Here is a 21,596-nt window from a genome sequence, read left to right on the forward strand (position 1 = left end):
AACCTTCTTCTTGAAATAGTTTCTTACTTAATTTATTTCATTCCGAGTAAAATATCATATTTATATTATACTCCGAAAAGTTGTTTTTGTAAACAATTTAGGACATTATTTATCTCTTTTGTTACTTTTACATAACCCTAATGTTTAATAATAGAATTATAATATATGAATCGACTAATCATTGTAGGTAATGGCTTCGACCTTGCACATGGAATGAAGACCAGTTTTAACCACTTCATCACAGATTATTATAATAATGCTATTGAAGAATTTTGTAGGGATAGGACTTATTCAGATAAGCTTTTAAATATAAAGCATAAGCAAGATTATGGTAATGATTTGAATTATTTTAGCACGAGTGGATTTAGCGAATTACCGAAAGTGCTTGAAGATTTTAAAAATCACATGAGCGTTGATATTTCTATAAATTCAGATATATTAAGAAAGATAAATGAATCGATAGAAACAAAAAACTGGGTTGATATTGAGAAAGAGTATTTTAATTTACTAGGAAAATCGGCTGATTCAAATCAAATTGATGTGGGTGAGTTAAATGAGGAATTTGATTTTCTCAAAAATAAATTAATGACATATCTAAAGAAACAACAGGATGATTTTTCAAATGATTTTGATTTATCTCCACTTGTTAATTGTTTCACCCAACTTATTGACTATAGTGAATTTTCAAGGGTAAGAGCCAAGACAATAGTTAAACCAGAATCATTATACTTTTTAAATTTTAACTATACCAATACGTGCGAGCCTTACTTAGTCGAATGTAAAAAGAAAATGACTGCTTCAATTAACTACATTCACGGAAATTTAGATGGAACGAAAGGTGCTCCAATTTTTGGGTTTGGTGATGAGTTTGATAAAAAGTTTCTAGAGTTTGAAGATAAAGACGGTAACGAATATTTTAAGCATATAAAATCGTTCGATTACTCAAAAAATCAGAATTATTCTTCCTTGTTATCGTTTATTGAATCTGATAATTTTCAAGTCCATATTTATGGTCACTCATGTGGGATTTCCGATAGAACTATGCTTCGAAGTATATTTGAGTCGGAATACTGTAAGTCTATAAAAATATTTTATCACGGAAGTGAAGAGGATAATGATTTCGTAGAAAGGACTTATGAAATATATAGACACTTTAGTAACAAGGGTGTAATGAGAAGAAAGGTTGTATCACTGGAATTATGTGAACCGATGCCACAACCAAAGCTTGAATCAGCAAAAATATAATAGAAAAAAGCGGCTAATTATTCTCTTTTTTTAATCCAAATCTTCATATCTATGATACTAGTCTAATTATTTCTTCCGATAATTTATAATCCCCTTTACCATTCCTCTGAAAATAAAAAGATGAAATGGATAACTCAAGGCCCAGTACAATCTTCCCATGATTCCTTTGGGGCGAAAAGTGGCTTTCTGGGAGATGAAATTTTCATTATTCTTTCTGTTTATTGTGAATTCGAGCCAGGCTTCACCGGGTAAAACCATTTCGGCATACAACAATAGTCTTCCGCCTTCTTTATCGGCAAGCAGAACACGCCAAAAGTCAAGAGAATCACCCATTTCAATTTCAGTAGGATGTCTTCGTCCTCTGTTCAAACCAACACCACCAAAAAGTTTATCGAGCAAGCCACGCAAATGCCAAAGCCAATTGCCGTAATACCAACCTCTGTCGCCGCCTAAAGCCCAAACATTCTCAATTACCTGTTCCAGATTGTTCGTGAATTTATAACGTTTATTATCAGTATAACATCCAAAATCAGGAGGTTCAACATACTTCATTTTTTCATTGGGCAGAATACCGCTGCTCAAAGCATCTGTCCACGAAGAGATCACCATTTGCTGTTTAATTTTTCCGGTTGCCCGCTCTATGGCTTCTTTGTAGGGCATTAAAGTAATTTGCAGTTTTGATGCCAGATTGTTCGGACGGCAAATCACTTCAATTTTCATACTGTCGACAAGGTTTAAGGCCAGATTATAGGAGGTTGAAGTGATGAAATACAACCAATAGGAAGAAAGGCGGGGAGTCATTACCGGAAGGGTGGTGATGATTCTTGGCAGCTTTCTAACTTCGGCGTATTGCTGCAGCATTTCTTTATAACTCAACACCTCAGGGCCACCAATATCAAAAGTTTGGTTCAGGCATTCATCGTGATCAATAACCTTGGTTAAAAAATCAATAACGTTGCGGATTGCAATGGGTTGACATTTTGTGAGTAGCCATCTGGGCGCTGTCATAATGGCTAATTTTTCAACCAAATCTCTAATAATTTCAAATGAAGCACTTCCCGAGCCAACAATAATTCCAGCTCGTAAAATGGTGTGGTAACTTTTGCCTTTTTTTAGAATGTCTTCCACCAGTTTTCTTGATTCAAGATGTTTCGAAAGTACTTCTACATTGGCAATACCACTTAAATAGATTATTTGCCGGTTTTGTGTTTTATCGATAAATTCTACAAAGTTTTGTGCGCAGGTTTTCTCCAATTTTTCAAATCCATCGGTATCATGAAGCATGGAATGAATCAAATAGTAACTCACCTCAATATCCACTGGTAGTTTGCGTAAAGATTGTAAATCCAATAAATCGGCTTCGAAGATTTCCAAATTGGGATGATCAATTTCTTGTGGTGAGAAACGTTCCTTATTACGAACACAGCAGACAACAGTATGCCCTTGCTCCAGCAGGACGGGTAGTAATCGTTTCCCTATATAACCATTGGCTCCTGTAAGTAGTATTTTCATCTAAAAATGAATTTGTAGGATAAGAAGTATCAATTTACTAAATAATAAGCTCAGTTTTTACCGATTAAAAATTTATTTATACATTTGAGCCATAACAGAACAGAATACTTGAATCGATAATACGCATGAAAGCATTTCAATTTACTCCGGACAGCAACTCTCCAATCCCAAAATTTCAACAATTAATTCAAGCATTTCAGGATGCGATCAGCCAAAAAATATTCCAGCCAGGCGATGTATTGCCCTCGGTAAATGAGATGTGCCGGGAGTGTTCTCTATCCAGAGACACTGTATTTAAGGCATATGCTGAATTGAAGAAAAGGAACGTGATTGAATCTGTTCCGAATAAAGGATATTTTGTTTCGGGTGAAATAACCAGAGTGTTTTTGTTTTTGGATACTTTTAAAGCGTACAAAGAGGTTTTGTACGATAGTTTCAGGAAAAGATTAGCAGATAATGTAATTGTGGATCTGCATTTTCATCATTACAATATCGATGTATTTAAATCTCAGATTCGAGAGAGTGTTGGCAAGTACAGCAAATACATTATCATGAATTTTGATCATCCCAAAGTGGCCGCCTGTTTGAAGCAGTTGGATCCAAAGAATGTAATGATTATTGATTGGAACATTAAGGCTGATGATCAGCATTCTCAAATCTTTCAGGACTTTGGAGAGTCTGTTCTTACTTCTCTGCAGTCTGGTTTGGGGGAGATAAAGAAATACAAAGAGTTTAGTATGATTTACCCGGATTATACTTATCATCCATACGAGACCGTTGAGTTTTTTCTGCGCTTTTGCAAACAAAACAAGATAAAACATTCCATTTATACTGATATTGATTCCATCGATGTGAAAAAGGGTGCGGCTTATTTTTCGGTTAGTGATCGGGCAATGGCTAAGATTCTGGATAAAGCAAGAGAGAAAAACCTGGAATTTGGCGTAGATATAGGACTTGTTTCTTACAATGAGACACCAATGAAAAAATATATCGACAAAGGAATTACTGTAATATCAACAGATTTTGATCTAATGGGCAAAAAGGTTGCAGAGTTTGTAACTACATCTGAACGGGTTTATTATTGTGTACCAACTCAACTTGTAATGAGAAAATCTTTATAGTTTTTTAAAAATGTTTTTTTATTAAAAAAACATTTTTAAATTTGCATCAGAACAGAACAGGGCAGAACGGTAAAAAAGAATAGAAAATGTATTTATTAGGATTAGATATAGGAAGTTCCTCAGTTAAAGCATCATTATTGGATGCTGAGAGCAGCAAATGTTTGGCTGCTGATTTTTTTCCCAAAAAGGAAATGGAAATTACGGCACACGAAATTGGTTGGGCCGAGCAAGATCCTGAAATGTGGTGGAGTAATCTAAAGCAGGCAATCAAAAGTGTAATGCAAACAGCAAATATAGATGGGGAGATGGTTAAAGCCATTGGTATTTCTTATCAGATGCATGGTTTGGTTTGTGTTGATAAAGATTTGAAGCCGGTTCGTTCTTCAATTATTTGGTGCGACAGCAGAGCCGTTGAAATCGGCGATAAAGCTTTTGCAAGTATTGGAAAAGACAAATGTTTGTCGCATTTGCTAAATTCTCCAGGAAATTTTACTGCCAGCAAATTGGCTTGGGTGAAAGAGAATGAACCTGAAATATTTGCGAAAATTTATAAAATAATGTTGCCCGGAGATTTTATTGCGATGCAATTAACCGGAGAAACCTGTACTACTGTTTCAGGTTTGTCGGAAGGAATTTTTTGGGATTTTAAAAATAATTCAGTTTCGGAAGATGTACTGAATGCATATGGTTTGTCGGCTGATGTATTGCCTAAAATTGTTGATACTTTCTCGAATCAGGGACAGGTGCTTCCTGAAATTGCTAAAGAATTAGGCTTTTCGAGCAGTGCGGTAGTTTCTTATCGTGCAGGAGATCAGCCAAACAATGCATTGTCTTTAAATGTGTTGAAACCAGGCGAAGTTGCAACTACAGCAGGTACTTCGGGTGTGGTATATGGTGTTAGCGATGAGGTGAAATTTGATCCTTATTCAAGAGTAAATTCATTTGCTCATGTGAACCATACGGAAGAGAATAATCGTCTTGGAATTTTGTTGTGCATTAATGGAACCGGAATTATGAATTCATGGTTGAATCATAATGTGGCGAAAGGACTGTCATATGCAGAAATGAACGAAAAGGCAATGGAAATTCCTGTTGGATCGGATGGCATAACAATTCTGCCATTTGGAAACGGAGCTGAGCGTGTTTTGAACAATCGTGAAATAGGTGCTCAAATTTCGAATTTGAACTTGAACCGACATACCGATGCTCACATTTACAGAGCAGCACAAGAGGGAATCGCATTTTCATTTTATTATGGAATGGAAGTAATGAAGGAAATCGGCGTACAGCCAAATGTAATTCGTGCCGGACATGCAAACATGTTTTTGAGTCCCTTGTTTCGGGAAACCTTAGCAACCGTATCAGGAGCAACCATTGAATTGTATGATACTGATGGATCGTTGGGAGCCGCAAGAGGGGCAGGATTTGGTGCAGGCATTTATTCTTCTCTGGAAGAAGCTTTCGCAGGATTGGAGAAAATCAGTACAATCAAGCCTGACGAAAGTCTTCGTGAAGAAATGTTGAAGGCATATGATCGCTGGAACAAAGAATTGCAAAAAAATATATAGTAGATAGCTAATAAACAGATTGATAATTTAATAAGAAAGAACATCATGACTATTCTAAAAGGAGACAAAGAGTATTTTCCTGGAATTGGTAAGATTGCTTACGAAGGACCGGAATCAAAAAATCCTATGGCATATAAGTGGTACGATGAGAACCGCGTTGTTGCAGGTAAAACTATGAAAGATCATTTGCGTTTTGCAGTGGCTTACTGGCATACTTTCTGTGGCGATGGCGGAGATCCATTCGGACCTGGAACTCAAAAATTTCCTTGGGGAAATGAAGCTGATGCAATTAGTGCTGCTAAATCGAAAATGGATGCTGCATTTGAATTTATTACAAAATTAGGTGTGCCTTTCTACTGTTTTCACGATACCGATGTTGCTGGTGATGGTACAGTTTTCGAGATTGAGAAGAGAATGGCTACTATGGTTGACTATGCAAAACAAAAGCAAGCTGACTCAGGAGTTAAATTGTTGTGGGGAACAGCGAATGTATTTTCGAATGCCCGTTACATGAATGGTGCTTCTACCAATCCTGATTTTAATGTAATCGCTAATGCGGGTACTCAGGTTAAAAATGCATTGGATGCTACTATTGCTTTAGGTGGTACAGGTTACGTATTCTGGGGAGGTCGTGAAGGTTATATGTCTCTTTTCAATACCGATATGAAACAGGAATTGGATCATATGGCAAGATTCCTGACTATGGCCCGTGATTACGGTCGTAAGAATGGTTTCGAGGGAACTTTCCTTATTGAGCCTAAGCCAATGGAGCCAATGAAACATCAGTACGATTTTGATTCGGCTACTGTAATGGGATTCTTGAATAAGTATGGTTTGGCTGACGATTTCAAAATTAATATTGAAGTAAATCATGCTACACTTGCAAGTCACACTTTTGAGCACGAATTACAAACTGCTGTTGACAACAACATGTTGGGAAGTATTGATGCGAATAAAGGTGATTACCAAAATGGATGGGATACTGATGAATTCCCAACAAGCATTTATGAAAGTGTTGCGGCCATGTTACCAATTCTTGAGAATGGTGGATTTACTCACGGAGGTATCAATTTTGATGCAAAAACCAGACGTAATTCAACTGATTTAGAAGATATTTTCATTGCTCACATTGGTGGAATGGATGTTTTTGCACGTGCATTGGTTATTGCTGATAAAATCAGAACCGAATCTCCATATTTACAAATGAAAAAAGACCGTTACTCTTCATTCGAATCAGGAAATGGAAAAGCATTTGCTAACGGAGACCTTTCTTTAGAAGATCTTAGAAAGATTGCAAAAGAAGTTGGGGAACCAAAACAACTAAGTGGAAAACAAGAAATGTTAGAGCAGTTAATTAACTGGTATATTTAAATAAATCTTATAAACTCCCGCAATCGAACCTGCGGGAGTTTAATTCTAATTTTCAAATCCATGTCTCAAGCCCAAACCCAGGGGAGTAATTCGTTTATCTTAACCATCACCTTAGTGGCAACGCTTGGGGGATTGTTGTTTGGTTACGATACTGCCGTAATTAATGGTGCTATTGAAGCACTAAAAGTATTTTTTGTTACTCCATTAGAGTCTGATCATGCTCTCGCATTGCAGGTTATTGGAGAATATAAGATTATCATTTCTTTGTGTTTTGTAGTTGTTTCCTTGTTGGTTTCCAGCTTCATGTTTCGCATGTATGGAAAGAAGAAGGGAATGATATACAGTGGAATTGTAATTGTTGCAGGAATCATAGTTTGGTACACTCAGTTTTGGGTATCTGTAAACGAAATTTCTGAAAATACCTTAAATTCGATTAATGGTTTTACGATTTCGAGTGCCATTATAGGTTGTATTATTGGAGGTTCTATTGGCGGATATGTTAGTCAGAATATTGGTAGAAAAAGAGGTTTAGTTCTTGCTGCAGTTCTGTTTATTATTTCTGCAATTGGTTCGGCTATGCCTGAAATTATGAATATTTTCGGAGCCGGAACCATCACTTCATTTATTTTTTACCGTATTATTGGTGGTATGGGTGTAGGAATAGCATCAATGCTTTCTCCTATGTATATTGCTGAAATTGCACCAGCAAACATTCGTGGTAAATTGGTTTCATGGAATCAGTTTGCAATCATCTTTGGTATGTTGGTGGTTTATTTTGTGAATTACATTATTGCTTCAAGTGGTGATGATGGTTGGTTAAATGAAATAGGATGGAGATACATGTTTGCATCTGAAACCATTCCTGCAACTATCTTTTTGGTATTGCTGTATTTCGTTCCTGAAACTCCACGGTTTCTAATTATGAAATCGAGAGAAGAGGAAGCAAAAACTCTTTTAAATAAGATTGTTGGTTCGGAAAAAGCTCCGGGTCTGTTAGTCGATATTAAAGAGTCGTTAAAAGAAAATAACGCTCCATGGTTAACTTTTGGAGGATTAATTATAGTTATCGGAATATTATTATCTGTATTCCAGCAATTTGTAGGTATCAACGTGGTGTTGTATTATGCATCCGAGATTTTCAGAAATATGGGCAGCGATACCGATACATCTTTACTTCAAACCATTTTGGTTGGGGCAATTAATTTGATCTTTACCGTATTGGCAATTTATACTGTTGATAGGTTTGGACGTAAGCCGTTAATGATGATTGGTGGCATTGGTATGGGAATCTGTATGTTCGCATTGGGTTTTGCTTTCTATTTTAATCAGTTGGGTTTGGTTGCTTTGTTTGCCATGTTAGGATATGTTGCCTTTTTTGCCATGTCATGGGGACCGGTTACCTGGGTGTTGTTATCAGAGATTTTCCCGAACTCAATTCGTAGTGCCATGTCGATGGCAGTTGCTGCTCAGTGGATTGCAAATATGATTGTTTCCTGGACTTTCCCAATGATGAATGACAACTCATGGTTAACCAACCAGTTTAATCACGGATTTACCTATTGGATTTATGGCGGAATGGGTTTATTGTCAGCATTATTCGTATGGAAAGTAGTTCCTGAAACCAAAGGAAAAACTTTGGAGGAAATGGGACGCTTGTGGAAAAAATAATTTTAAAATAGTTAGTTAGTAGTTGTACATGTTATATCCATTATCGCTAATTAATAGATAAGTTGGTGGGTTTTATTGGTTTAAGATAATGGATAATCTAAAGGATCGGCTGTGGCCGATCCTTTTTTTGTTCTTGTTTATTCAAACCATTAGAGGATGTTGTTCTTTTCCGTATATTTGACGGCATAATCTCCAAAAGCCAAATTTTCCATATTGTTTCTGATCTTGTGAAAAATCAGAAATTCAAACTATTATAGAATATGAGATTATTCGCCACCTGTTGGGCAATGATTTGTCTTTTTGCCTGTAGTGAAAAGAATGTTGAAAGCAAGAACAAGCTTACTGCTTATGTAAATACTTTTGTCGGGACTGATGGGCCTGGCAATACTTATCCTGGGGCAGTTGCTCCTTTTGGAATGGTTCAGTTGAGTCCTGATAATGGTTTGCCTGGATGGGATCGCATAGCAGGTTACTTTTGGCCCGATTCTACCATTGCAGGTTTTAGCCACACACATTTATCGGGCACCGGAGCGGGAGATCTATACGATTTGTTGTTCATGCCAATGAACAGTCGTTTTACTGAAAGTTTAACTCCTGAAGGCGATTATCGTCCCTATTCTAAATTTTCTCACGACAGAGAAGAGGCATCACCAGGATATTATAAAGTTGATTTGCTAAGTTCTGATATTGTTGCCGAATTAACAACGACCAAACGGGTAGGATTTCACCGTTATACTTTTCCCGAAGATGAAAAATCACAAATTATTCTGGATTTAGGATTCAGAATGAATTGGGACAGTCCGTATGCCACACAAATTACCATCGAAAATGATTCAACCATTTCCGGATATCGAAAATCGAACGGATGGGCGAAAGATCAGCATGTGTATTTCGCAGCGAAGTTCTCGAAAGCTTTTAAAAGTGCCGATTTGTTCGAGGCGGAGACAAAATCAGAAGAGAGTGAAGTGAATGGAGCAAAAACCAAAATTGTTGCCCATTTTCCCACTACGGAAAAGGAACAAATATTGGTAAAGGTGGCTTTGTCATCGGCTTCGGTGGAAGGCGCAAAGAAAAACCTGAAGGCTGAATTGCCGGCATGGGATTTTGATGCTGCAGTTAAGAGCGCTGATCAGGAATGGGAGAAAGTACTTTCACAGATTGAAATTACCGGATCGGAAGTTCAGAAGGAGATATTTTACACCAATTTCTACCATTTGTATTTGACACCATCCTTGCTTTCGGATGTTGATGGAATGCACAAAGGAGCAGATGGAAAGAATCACAAAGCCGAAGGATTTGATCGTTACGACACCTTTTCTTTATGGGATACCTACCGAACAGCTCATCCTTTGTATACTATTTTGTGTCCTGATAAAGTTGTTGATTTTATCAAATCATTTTTGGCTCACTACGATGAAACAGGTTTACTGCCGGTTTGGTCGCTGGCAGGAAACGAAACGAATATGATGATTGGTTACCATGCTGTGCCGGTAATTGTTGATGCGTATTTCAAAGGAATTGAAATGGATGCTGAGAAAGCTTATACTGCTTGTAAAGAATCAGCCATGGAAAAAGGCAGACAGATTGATGAGTATATGAAATTGGGGTACGTCCCTGCCGATGCCGAAGGAGAGAACTGGTCAGTTTCCAAGACACTGGAATATGCTTATGATGACTGGTGCATTGCTCAGTTTGCAAAAGCGTTGAACAAGGAAGATGATTACCAATATTTTTTGAAGAGAGGAGAGAACTGGAAAAACTTATACGATCCAAAATCTACATTTTTCCGTCCGAAAGATGAGCATGGCAATTTCATCCCCGATTTTGCAGCGAAAGATTATACCAATTACTATTGTGAGAGCAATGCATGGCAGTACTTCTGGTATGTGCCGCAAGATATTCCTGAATTTATCGCCACAGTAGGGAAGGATAAATTCACTGCCAAGTTGGATTCTATGTTCACCTACTATCCGGCAACGACCGACGATTTGCCTATTTTTAGTACGGGAATGATCGGTCAGTATGCACATGGCAATGAACCAAGTCATCATGTGGCCTATCTTTTCAATCATATCGGTCAGCCGGAAAAAACACAGGAAATGGTTCGCCGAATAATTACTACTCAATACACAAACAAACCAGATGGATATTGTGGGAATGAGGATTGCGGGCAAATGTCAGCTTGGTTGGTGATGTCTTCGCTAGGGATTTATCCAACCAATCCGGCCAACGGAATTTATGATTTAACTTCGCCTTCGGTAAGTAAGGGAGTGATTCATCTGCCAAACGGAAAAATCTTTACTATTTCTGCGGAAAATCAGGGAGAACAAAATCATTACATTCAGGCTGTTTATTTAAACGGTGAAGAATATAAGGAGTTGATAATTACTCATCAACAGCTGATGCAGGGTGGAGAATTGAAGTTTGTTTTGGGTGCTTAATAGTAAAACCAGTAAATTGGAATTGCAACACAATTAATAAAAACGATAATGAAAAATTATTTCTTCTTATTGCTTGTTCTATTTGCATTTGGATGCACAGAACAAGAACAGTCTCAAACATTCATGACTTACAATTTGCGCTATAACAATCCCGGTGATGGAGTGAATTGTTGGGACGCAAGAAAAGCCAATGTTGTTGGTTTGATTACTAAATATCAACCTGATGTTTTTGGAACACAGGAAGGTTTGAACGATCAGATTACTTATTTGGACAGTGCGCTGACGGATTATTCTTACGTGGGTGTCGGGCGCGATGACGGAAAACAAAAAGGCGAGTATTGTGCTGTTTTTTACAAGCCGGCCAAATATGAAGTAGTTAAGCAGGCAACTTTTTGGCTGTCGGAAACTCCGGAAGAAGTATCGGTAGGTTGGGATGCTGCTTTGGAACGTATTTGTACCTATTTGCTTTTGGAAAACAAACAAAGCGGGGAGCGGTTTTATGTTTTCAATACTCATTTTGATCATATAGGTGAGTTGGCCCGACTGAACAGTTCTAAATTGATTTACAGTAAAATTACCGAGCACAATCCAGAGAAATATCCTTGTGTTTTAATGGGCGATTTGAATCTGACTCCCGAAACTCCGCCAATTCAATATTTGAGTGAGGTATTGGATGAAACAAAAAGTTTGGCTGGCGAAAATTGCTCCGGTCCGCAAGGGACTTTTAACGCATTTAAGCATACCGATCCGGTTACCGATCGCATCGATTACATATTTGTCAGCAAAGGCGATGGGGTTGTGAATCAGTTTAAAATTATTGATGATCAGATAGAGGAGAGGTATCCTTCCGATCATTTGCCTGTTTTTGTTGAAGTAGTGTTGTAAATTACTGTAGATAAAGAACCCCTCAGACTTTCAGCTCTGAGGGGTTTTGTATTTTTATTCTGCAATATTGACAAGCTAATAAAGCCCGTTTTTAGTAAGATCCTCAATTGTTTTTATGAGAATCTGCGACTTAATCTGCAGATGATAAGCTTTGGATTTTGATTTAAAAGTATTTATCCAATACAAGATTTTCAGGTTCACAGTATTTGCTGCAAGTTCATCAATAACGATCATGGGTTTTTTATCACCGCTCAGAACCTCAGGAATTTCTGCTAAAATACTATTGATAATGTCTGAAACCTTTTTAAAGTCGACCTTGTAATCCAGTTTTATAGTTATTTCATAGCGTAAATAACCATCAATTGTATAATTGAATAACGGAGATTTTATAATTTGAGAATTCGGGATGAATACATCCTTTCCATCCAGTGTTTTAAGAATACTTTCCCGAAGATTAAGCTCACTCACGTAACCAATTGTTCCTCCTGTCTCAATTAGATCGCCTACTTTAAACGGACTTTTAAATGCCATTAATATTCCGGAAAGAAAGTTTTCACCAATATCTTTAAAGGCAAAACCAATTATAAATGTAGTGATTCCGGCACCAGCCATAATGTTTTTAGCGATTCCTCCCAGTCCTATGATATGAAGAAAAAAAACAAATCCGGTTATGCTGATCATAAAAGCAACAACTTTACCTAAAAAATCAGCGAGTAAGGGATTTTTTGTTTTAGGCTTAATTCTTTTAGTTACTATTTTCTTTATTAGCCACGAAAACATTATAAACAAGAATAATATGATTCCTCCCAATCCAATTTTGGGAAGTAGTTCTATTGTTTTGTTTGATATTTCCTGTAATTCGATCATGTTTGCTGTGATTTAAATTAAAAAGTAAAATAAGATCTTTAAAAAGAATTTAAATGATTAGTCTCACGCCACCTAAATCTTCCACTTTATAAAGAAAATGATCTCCCGGTGATGCAATGAACATGAAGTTGATTGGAACATTCCATTTGTTTGAAAGTTCTTTAATTAGTTCCGGACCAAATTTTCCTTCAATAATTGAAGCCTCTACATCAATTTCCGGATATTCTTCATCAATAATTTCAACGACCTTTTTAAAGCTTGCTATGAATTCAGACTCATCTTCATTTGCAGGATCAATTACGTGAACAATTTTCAGGTTTTTAGTGTGTTCGTTGTTTTTAATATATAACATTACCTTATTTAATACGGCTATATTATCGCGTTTTGCAAAGTAGACGAATTGCTGGGCATTAATTGAATTAATAACATTATTCAGGTGAGAACTGATTTGCAGAAACCAGTTTTTAATGTAATTGAAAATGTAAATGGAGACACCTAATAAGGCTCTTAATATAGCAACCCGATTCAACATTACAGAAATAAAAATAATAGCAGGAATAAAGTAGCTTAAAAACACATTCACATTCGAAGGTGCATTTTCATTCTGAGGTTCCATCAGTATATTTCCAACAAGAGCAACTATTACTGCAATAATGGCAACGAAAACACTCAGCCATTTTGCTGTTTCCGGACGCGGAAGTTTGGCTCTGCGAACTTTTAGCAGGATATTACCAAATCCGAAAAGAAACATAACCGATAGAAATGAAATGGTGTAAACTCCGGCTAAAACCCCAACATTACCATTGGTAATCAGCAGAACGGAAACAGAAAGGATAAAGAACATGATAATGATTCGGTATGAACTGCCTTTTTTGTTTTTTCGCAAGAAAAATTGGGGAAGAATTCGATCCAAAGTCATTCGTTCAAGCAATCCTGAAACACCAATGTAAGAAGTTAAGACAGCTCCGCTCAACACCAAAACAGCATCAAGAGAAACGAGTGTTGACAGCCATTCTCCGGCCGATAAACTACCCATGTGCGACAATAGTGTTGTTGAGTATTCTGATCTTATTTCGGGAATAGGAACTAAACTTAGTGCAAGGAATGCCATTAATGGGTTGATGATACTTACCACAACCCACATGTTTAAAAGTGTTTTCCGGAAAACTCCCGGTTGCTGTTCTTCAACAAAATTCGCAGAACTTTCGAATCCGGATATGCCCAGCATAGAGGCAGAGAAACCCAAAAATATCGCCATGGTAATACTCCCTCCTATAGGCAGGTTCCAGTTTTCCAAGAATTGGGAAAATCCATTTTGAAACAAATAGATGAATATAAATAAAGCCAATATGGACAATGAAAAAAGATGGAAAATAAAGATGCCGGCAGCTACTTTCGCTGATTCTGTAATTCCGGAAATGGTGAGGACTGCAAAAACCAATAGGAGACCAACTGTAGCCATCATAATGGGTAACTGGGTAAAAACGTGATGAAAGTAATGCATTGCTTCGTTTGCAGATATCACCGCAGTGGCCATGTACGAAAGTATGGTTAGAGTTGCAGCCAATGAAGCTGTCGATTTGCTTGTGGTATTCAGCAATGCATTGTATGCGCCTCCGTTTAAAGGAAGAGCACCAACTACCTCTCCGTAAATTTTCCGGAAAAGAAATAAAACCACAGCCACTATAAGCAGGGTGATCCATGCATACTGGCCTGCAAAGCCAATAGATAAAGCAGATACATATAGTACGGAAGAGCTAATGTCATTTCCACAAATAGCGGTTGAAGCTAAAACACCAAGTTTTTTCTTTGTCATTTTTAATGTTGTTTATCTAATCGAGTTCTTATAATTAACAGGATAGTTGTCTGTTTTTGTTATTGTAATATTTAGTAGTTTGCTTTTTATGAACACTAATGTAATTCATTTATTTAATTTTTTCATTGTATTTAGGAAGGACTTCATCATCAGCTGGCCTATTTATGCTGGGCTTTTGTGGATTAGACATTTAAAGAAATTATTTTAAAAGCGTCCTTGATATATTTTTTTCATTTTTTGGATAAAGCAAAAACTATGAAGTCAGGTTTGGGTGGATAGCACAATACAAAAAATAGGACAATATTGGTGTTTAATGTTCATTTCAATACAAATTGTTGCTCATGAAAAAGGACAGATCCAATTGTTGCGGTACCATGCAATCAATTGAATTTGATCAGGATATTAAGAATATGGAAAAGATTTGATTGAACTTCGTAAAAATTCAGGCATGATTTTATCTGATGAGCTTATTTTGCGCGAGGAGTTGAATGAGCTTAAAACTGAATTTAAGTAATTGAAGTTGATTATTTTCTGGATCTGTTCGTAAGATGAACCAAAAATGGAGTTCGACAAGATGGGAGGAACTTTGTAACAAAAAAGAGACGCAGCACCAGCTACGTCTCTTTCCCTTTATATGTGAATCTAAAGTTTCAACTTTCAGATTATTTTATCCATGAATCAACCAATACTTTATTGGTTTTATACCATTCCGCAGCTCCGGCTTCTTCACCTTTGTCTTTAATGGCTGTCATTAATTCGTACAACTGCTCTTCTTTAAGGTTAAAGTTTTTGAAAAAAGCAGCCGCCTTGGGTTGGTCTTTCTCAAATCCTCTTCGCGAAATAATTGTGCAGGCATCCTTTGGGTAAACTCCTTTAGGATCTTCTAAATATTTCAAGTCGTTTTGGGTCCAGGCGAAATGTGGTTTCCAGCCGGTTATTGCAATCCACTCTTTATCCCTGATTGCTTTCTCAAGACTGGCCACCATTGCAGGTCCGCTTGATGTAATTTGTTCGAAATCGAGTTTATATGCGTCTATAGCTTTAAGCGTGTTGGCATGAATACCGGCACCAGCACCAATACCAATAATTTCACTATTAAATTTATCTTTATTGGCGTTCAACTCTTCTATAGAATTAATCGTAACATACGTAGGAACTACCAAACCAGTTGTACCCTCGCTAAACGATTCGCCTAATATTACCAACTTATCACCATAGTTGTCCCAGTAATCTTTGTGTGTATTCGGAAGCCATGCATCAAGAAATACATCACCTTTTGAGTTTTCTTTTGACAATTCACCATAGATCATGCCTGGAGCCAAATTGGTTAATTCTACATTATAACCATTTGCTTCGAGTGCTGTTTTGGCTAAATAAGTGAACGCAACTCCTTCGGCCCAATTGGGATAAAAGATGCTGATTTCTTTTTTATCTTCACTTTTTCCTTTTTTCTTGCCATTGTTGTTGCATGAACTAACTGAAACAGTTAATAGTACAGCAACAAGCAAGATTCCTAAGTTTCTTAATTTAAACATAATTCTATTTATAGATTATTATAATTATTTTTTTGCGATAGCTTGTGTGATTCTGTCTAAAATTATGGCCAATATCACAATGCCCAATCCCGACTCAAAACCTTTTGCTATGTCGTTTTGCTGAATTCCCTGGTAAACAATACTTCCCAGTCCTTTAGCACCTACCATTGAAGCGATAACCACCATTGATAAGGCCAGTAGTATTACTTGGTTAATTCCGGCCAAAATAGTTGGTTTTGCCAAAGGCAACTGGATTTTAAATAAAATTTGTTTTTCGGTTGCACCAAAAGCACGTCCTGCCTCGATCACATCCGATGGAACATTTTGAATGCCCAGACAAGTTAAACGTACGGCTGGTGGAAGCGAGAAAATCACTGTAGCTACAACTCCGGGAGTATTTCCTACACTAAAAAAGAAAATAGCCGGAATCAGATAAACAAAGGCTGGCATGGTTTGCATCAAATCGAGTATGGGCCGAATAATCACATCAGCAGTTTTGCTTCGGGCAGCCAAAATTCCAAGAGGAATACTAAAAATCAGGGCAATCAGGGTTGATACAATAACCAAAGTAGTTGTTTGTATGGATTCTTCCCAGTACCCCATCGCGAATACTAAAAACAATCCCAAAATGACAAATAGTGTCAGTCCGCCTCCTTTTTTTAATCCTTCAATTTTAAAGGCATTTTTCCCGGCATTGGCGTAGTAAGCCCCCAAGGCTACAAATGCAATAATGATATAAAAAGGAATGCCCAGCAATACATCGTTCATACTATGAACCGTCCACGAGATAATGTCATCAACAGCTCCCCACAATCCCGAAAAGTTTTCTTCCAGCTTGTTAATTCCGGATTCTATAATGGTACCAAGATCAATTAATTTTTCCATATTACATTTCGTTTGCACGTTCTTTTAGTTCACTTATTTCCTTTTTTCCAAATCGCGTAGCTTCAATAATTAACGAAGTTTGAGAGATCAGACCCAATAACTTTCCAGTTTCTTCTTCGATAACAGCCAGAGGGTATTTAGTCCCTGTAATTAGGGGTAACATATCTTCTACGGAATAGGATTTATATACACTTGGAACATTTGTCTTCAGTGCTTTCTTAATAGACGTTTCTTTTTCTGTTTCCAATTCCAGAAGGTCTTGCAACCACACATAACCAAGAAATACTTTATTTTCATCCTCCACAGGAAGAACATCAACTCCAATAGTACGCATTTTACGGATGGATCCTTTGGGACCATCTTTAGGCATTTGAACCAGCGTATTCTTTTTAAACATGAGAGTTTCAGCCGTAATAATAGTTTTTCGATCCACTTTATTCACAAAAGCTTCAACATATTCAGTTGCCGGGTTTGTTAGAATCTCTTCTGCTGTTCCAATTTGGTCCACAACACCATCTTTCATGATGGCAATACGGTCACCAATTTTCATGGCTTCGTCCAAATCGTGAGTAATAAATACGATCGTTTTTTGCAGCTTGCTTTGTATGGTCAGTAACTCATCCTGCATATCCGATTTAATGAGCGGATCGAGTGCAGAAAATGCTTCGTCCATAAGCAAAACTTCCGGATCGTTTGCCAGGGCACGTGCCAAACCTACCCGCTGTTGCATACCTCCCGACATTGCTGATGGAAATTGGTGCTCATAGCCTTTTAAGCCCACGGTTTCGAGTGCTTGTTGGGCTTTTTCTTCCCGCGCCAGCTTTTCTTCCCCTCTAATCTCTAATCCAAAAGCAGCATTTTCAAGAATTGTTCTGTGTGGCAGGAGACCAAACTTCTGAAATACCATACTCATTTCTGTACGTCGGGTTTCCAATAGTTCTTTATTCGTCTCACGGGTAATATCATGCTCATCAAAAAAAACTTTACCGGCGGTAGGTTCATTAAGTCGGTTCAAACAGCGGATTAAAGTAGATTTTCCACTGCCCGATAAACCCATAATAACAAAAATTTCTCCCTCCTTAATTTCAAAGTTAACCTTGTTGACCCCAACAGTACATTTTGTTTTCTTCAGAATTTCTTCTTTTGAAATCCCTTTATCAAGTAATGCGAGTGCCTCCTGTTTTCGTTTTCCGAAAATCAGGGTTAAGTCCTCAACTTTTATTTTTATTTTTCTTTGATCCGTCATAACATCTCATTTTTCTAATTAAAAGTAGTAACCAACATTGATATTGAAACGCATTTCCCAATCAGCATCCGGAGTCCCGGCAGCCAAAGCATTGGTCCATTCAGATCCTAACCAAGGTTGATTTTTACCCGCAGCCAAATCGAAATAGGTATAAATATTACCTGCGGTAAACATTGCACCCGTTACATTCATCATTGAACTTTCGAAACTGCTTTCAGCCTTATCCATGTATCCAAAATCGTTGTAGATAACCACATTCGATACAGGTCCCCATTCCAGAGGAATAGAGTAACTTAATCCAAGCGTATAGATACTTGCTTCGGCAGCAACCAAATAAGGAGCACCATAGGCAGTCATAGCAACAACATCATCACGTTCACCATCTGGATTCTCAGGACTGTATTTGTAATTGGCTATTTGAGCTTTTACACCAAATTTACCTGCTTTCAATTCGTAATATGCAGCAAGTGCATAATGGTTTCCAATTTCCTCAGTATCTATATTATAGAGGCCTCCGTATTGTGCAGATACACCCAAACGATGCTTTGCATTTGTATTGTTGATTTTATAGGACAAATCTCCATTCAGTTGATTTACCTCTTTATTTCTGAGAATCAAATTGCCGTCACTATTACTAATTGAGGCAACATCATAAGAATAACGGCTGTTGGAAACATCTGAATTATTTCCAAATTGAAGCTCTTCTGCATTTTTGAAGAATGCCAGACTGTAGTCCCATTTTTCACCCTGATGAGTATACTTCAAGCCCATATCGTGATCGTCTTCTAAACCAACATAGTAGTTTAAGCTAAAGAACCAGGAGTTTGAATTGTATGTTGTGATACCAAAAGGAACTTGGGTTAAACCGAATTGCAGTTCGTCGTTTTCATTAAAATCGTAGGCAATCCACCCTTGTTTCAACATGGCTCCACCAAAACTTTCGGAATAGAACCGATATTCTGCGTTTAGTTTTAAGCCCTTGTATTCTGCTTTGGCATTTAATCGGAATACATCGAAACCCAAATCGCCGCCACGTTTTTGTTGGGCATCTTTCCAGGTAGAATTATTGTAATTGAAGCGTAGTGCACCACCAATGTCAACAGTCGCTTTTTCCTGTGCATATACGGAAGTAGTGGACATAAGGAAACAAATCCCCAGCCACGTTTTTGAATAAAACATAAATGTAAATTAGATGAATATGACATGCAGAATATTGCATGCATGCAATTGAGTATCCATTTTCAAAACGGATATATAAGTATGTTTAATTGTAGGATGGAGGAAGGAATTTATCGGACAGAATTCTGAAAATAAGAAACTGAAAGCTATAGATTCTGGTATTCCTTTTATCGTGAAGTTCACTTGGTTTTAATCCCATAGCGTGCAAATATAGGCATTAATTATTTGCTAGTATAATAATTCGAGGGGTTTATAAATCAATTTCATTTTTAGATGGATCAACGACTGGCTTTTTACGGTTAAATTAAACCAGTATTATTGTTGGATTGAAAAAGGATAGAGCAGGTTCATATTTTCTTTGTATTCCTTCGTGCTTTGCACTCATCCCCACACTTCGTACTTTCGTGCTTTGCACTCATCCCTGCATTTCATACGTGGTTATTGAGCTTGAACCACTTCGTGGTTCGGATTGTGCGTAATCCCGAAGGGATTGAACCTGAATAAGCGCAGGTGCAAGCTACGGCTATGAGAGTAAAGAAGAGAAAGAAGCCCGAAAGGTGTTCAACATCTAAAACAAATACTTTTCCTCAAATTCAACATCATGCTCTTCCAGTAGCTGTATATACTCTTCACGATAGCTGAGTTTGGAGTGATGCTCTTTTTGATTCTTCACGTATGCAATCAGATTGTCTTTTGCTGATACATCATAGGTGAAAGCACCATAGCCTTCTTGCCATCCCGAAAAATCGGGTAGGATATGGTTTGATTTGATGAAATCGCAGGTGCCAAGTTTTATGTCCTTCACTAAATTAGAAAGTGCAATTGCCGGGTGAAGATGCGTTACAATATGGATATGATCTTCGACACCACCGATGCGATACAGGTGGCAATTCTTATTTACCAGTATTCCTCCGATGAAATGAAAAAGTCTTTCTCGATCGCTTTCTCTTAGTGTTTTATCTCTGTACTTGGTCGAGAATACAATTTGATAAAGGATTTGTGTATAGGTGCTCATATTTTATTGTTTTATTTTTGCTTCATACTATCCCCGCTATCTTCGTGCTTTGCACTCATCCCCGCATTTCATACTTTCGTGCTTTGCATTCATCCCCGCATTTCATACGGGGTTATTGAGCTTGAACCACTTCGTGGTTCTGATTGAGTGCCGTGGTATAATCCCGAAGGGATTGAACCTGAATAACCGTAGGTGCAACCTACGGTTATGAATGTGTGAGAAGGAAAGGAAGCCCGAAGGGCTTCAACTTCGATAGTACGCCTATCGTGTAACCAGCACCCCAAGTAAAATTCCCACACCCACGCCAGCAATTCCGGTCAATACTTTCTGTCGGGTGGCATTCCATTTTTCTTTGCGGATCAGCTCATTGGCTCGATCGAGGTTTTGCATCGAAGTATTGAGAGATTGTTGTGTGTACTGCAATGTTTTTTGCGTGCTTTCCAACGATTTTTGGGTGTATTCGATAAAATTGAGAGTGGTTTTTTCGCTTTTTCTGCAGTTGGCCAATAGTTTGTTGTACGATAATTCGTGTTCCTCCAAACGGGTTTCGTAAGCCTTAAGCAGATTTTTGCATTCTATATTATCGTCTTCCAATGTGGCTTTGTGGATGCTCTTGTAAAACTGGTATCTGGTTTTATTAATCAGATACATGGTATCGCACATTACAACCAATGTATCTCCAACTACAAGCTGCAAGGGCGATTGGTTCGAGGTGCAATACTGAAGTGGAGCCTTTTTTAGACCCACGTGCTCCTGAGCGCCGGCAGTACAGCTAAATGCTAAAATAATCAGCAATAGTAGAGTGTTCTTCATAATTCGAATGTGTTGGCGTATTTCTGCAGTTCTTTTTTCATTTTTTCTTTTTCCAGAATCTGCTCTTTTAAAACTTTCAGTTCTTCCTTATTTCGGGTTCTTCTTTGCAGTTCTTCCAACTCGAGAATATCGCGTTCGTTTTTCAGAATTTTCAGCTCGTTTTCGGTAAACTCCAATTTGTTAAGCACAAGTGTTAAGGATTGCTGTGTTTTGCCGATGCTGTCTTTTAAAACAGACAGTTCTTTGTTTACCTGATTGATGGCATTCTGCGTTTCTTTTAGTTTACTGTTGCCCGATACCACAAAGTAGAGCACCACTACCACTAAAATAGTGAGCACAAGAGTAAGGGCATTTTTAAATTTTTCCATAAAGAGTGGGGGATTGGTTGATGCTGTTTCCTGAAATATGTATTGTTTGATGTGCGAAGTC

At 37.6% G+C, this 21,596-nt stretch carries 17 protein-coding genes; 7 read left to right on the forward strand and 10 right to left on the reverse strand.

Annotated features, from left to right (window positions below):
* Window positions 1-165 precede the first annotated feature (165 nt).
* Window positions 166-1,245, forward strand: coding sequence for an AbiH family protein (locus tag GQR60_RS02600; RefSeq protein ID WP_124991433.1), 1,080 nt, complete (start codon window positions 166-168; stop codon window positions 1,243-1,245).
* 66 nt (window positions 1,246-1,311) lie between these two features.
* Here the strand turns inward: GQR60_RS02600 and GQR60_RS02605 are convergent, their stop codons facing one another.
* Window positions 1,312-2,757 carry an SDR family oxidoreductase gene (locus GQR60_RS02605; protein ID WP_124991434.1) on the reverse strand — a complete coding sequence of 482 codons (1,446 nt, stop codon included), beginning with the start codon at window positions 2,755-2,757 and terminating at the stop codon, window positions 1,312-1,314.
* Between the two features lie 125 nt (window positions 2,758-2,882).
* Here GQR60_RS02605 and GQR60_RS02610 point away from each other — a divergent pair, with 125 nt between their 5' ends.
* The 6 genes from GQR60_RS02610 to GQR60_RS02635 all read left to right on the forward strand — a co-directional run bounded on the left by GQR60_RS02610 (window position 2,883) and on the right by GQR60_RS02635 (window position 11,811).
* Entirely contained in the window at window positions 2,883-3,878 is a 996-nt protein-coding gene (locus GQR60_RS02610; RefSeq protein ID WP_124991435.1) for a GntR family transcriptional regulator, read from the forward strand.
* An 86-nt stretch (window positions 3,879-3,964) separates the two neighbouring features.
* Window positions 3,965-5,446, forward strand: a complete 1,482-nt coding sequence (locus GQR60_RS02615) for a xylulokinase (RefSeq protein ID WP_124991436.1) — start codon at window positions 3,965-3,967, stop codon at window positions 5,444-5,446.
* A gap of 45 nt (window positions 5,447-5,491) precedes the next feature.
* Window positions 5,492-6,817 carry a xylose isomerase gene (xylA, locus tag GQR60_RS02620; RefSeq protein ID WP_124991437.1) on the forward strand — a complete coding sequence of 442 codons (1,326 nt, stop codon included), beginning with the start codon at window positions 5,492-5,494 and terminating at the stop codon, window positions 6,815-6,817.
* Window positions 6,818-6,877: 60 nt separating this feature from the next.
* Window positions 6,878-8,485 (forward strand): D-xylose transporter XylE, encoded by a 1,608-nt coding sequence (gene xylE, locus GQR60_RS02625; protein ID WP_124991438.1) that lies wholly within the window; start codon window positions 6,878-6,880, stop codon window positions 8,483-8,485.
* 260 nt (window positions 8,486-8,745) lie between these two features.
* A complete protein-coding gene (locus tag GQR60_RS02630; RefSeq protein WP_124991439.1) occupies window positions 8,746-10,926 on the forward strand; it encodes a GH92 family glycosyl hydrolase in 2,181 nt (726 codons plus the stop codon).
* 48 nt (window positions 10,927-10,974) lie between these two features.
* A complete protein-coding gene (locus GQR60_RS02635) occupies window positions 10,975-11,811 on the forward strand; it encodes an endonuclease/exonuclease/phosphatase family protein (protein WP_124991440.1) in 837 nt (278 codons plus the stop codon).
* 75 nt (window positions 11,812-11,886) lie between these two features.
* Here the strand turns inward: GQR60_RS02635 and GQR60_RS02640 are convergent, their stop codons facing one another.
* From GQR60_RS02640 to GQR60_RS02680, 9 genes are all read right to left on the reverse strand, one after another.
* A complete protein-coding gene (locus GQR60_RS02640) occupies window positions 11,887-12,678 on the reverse strand; it encodes a mechanosensitive ion channel family protein (protein WP_124991441.1) in 792 nt (263 codons plus the stop codon).
* A gap of 49 nt (window positions 12,679-12,727) precedes the next feature.
* Entirely contained in the window at window positions 12,728-14,494 is a 1,767-nt protein-coding gene (locus GQR60_RS02645) for an APC family permease (RefSeq protein ID WP_124991442.1), read from the reverse strand.
* Window positions 14,495-15,156: 662 nt separating this feature from the next.
* Window positions 15,157-16,029, reverse strand: a complete 873-nt coding sequence (locus tag GQR60_RS02650) for a glycine betaine ABC transporter substrate-binding protein (RefSeq protein WP_124991443.1) — start codon at window positions 16,027-16,029, stop codon at window positions 15,157-15,159.
* A 24-nt stretch (window positions 16,030-16,053) separates the two neighbouring features.
* Window positions 16,054-16,914: an ABC transporter permease gene (locus GQR60_RS02655; RefSeq protein WP_124991444.1), complete on the reverse strand. Its 861-nt coding sequence runs from the start codon at window positions 16,912-16,914 to the stop codon at window positions 16,054-16,056.
* Window position 16,915: 1 nt separating this feature from the next.
* The gene (locus GQR60_RS02660; RefSeq protein ID WP_124991445.1) at window positions 16,916-18,160 is read right to left on the reverse strand and encodes a quaternary amine ABC transporter ATP-binding protein; all 1,245 of its coding nucleotides are present in this window, start codon (window positions 18,158-18,160) and stop codon (window positions 16,916-16,918) included.
* An 18-nt stretch (window positions 18,161-18,178) separates the two neighbouring features.
* Window positions 18,179-19,300, reverse strand: coding sequence for a hypothetical protein (locus GQR60_RS02665; RefSeq protein ID WP_124991446.1), 1,122 nt, complete (start codon window positions 19,298-19,300; stop codon window positions 18,179-18,181).
* A 607-nt stretch (window positions 19,301-19,907) separates the two neighbouring features.
* Entirely contained in the window at window positions 19,908-20,354 is a 447-nt protein-coding gene (gene tnpA / locus GQR60_RS02670; RefSeq protein ID WP_124991447.1) for an IS200/IS605 family transposase, read from the reverse strand.
* A gap of 261 nt (window positions 20,355-20,615) precedes the next feature.
* Window positions 20,616-21,167, reverse strand: a complete 552-nt coding sequence (locus GQR60_RS02675) for a hypothetical protein (protein ID WP_124991448.1) — start codon at window positions 21,165-21,167, stop codon at window positions 20,616-20,618.
* A complete protein-coding gene (locus tag GQR60_RS02680; RefSeq protein WP_124991449.1) occupies window positions 21,164-21,535 on the reverse strand; it encodes a hypothetical protein in 372 nt (123 codons plus the stop codon). Before GQR60_RS02680 ends, GQR60_RS02675 begins: the two co-directional genes overlap by 4 nt.
* Between the last annotated feature and the right edge of the window lie 61 nt (window positions 21,536-21,596).

Origin of the sequence: Labilibaculum euxinicum (assembly GCF_009795715.1) — a bacterium.
GTDB lineage: Bacteria > Bacteroidota > Bacteroidia > Bacteroidales > Marinifilaceae > Labilibaculum > Labilibaculum euxinus.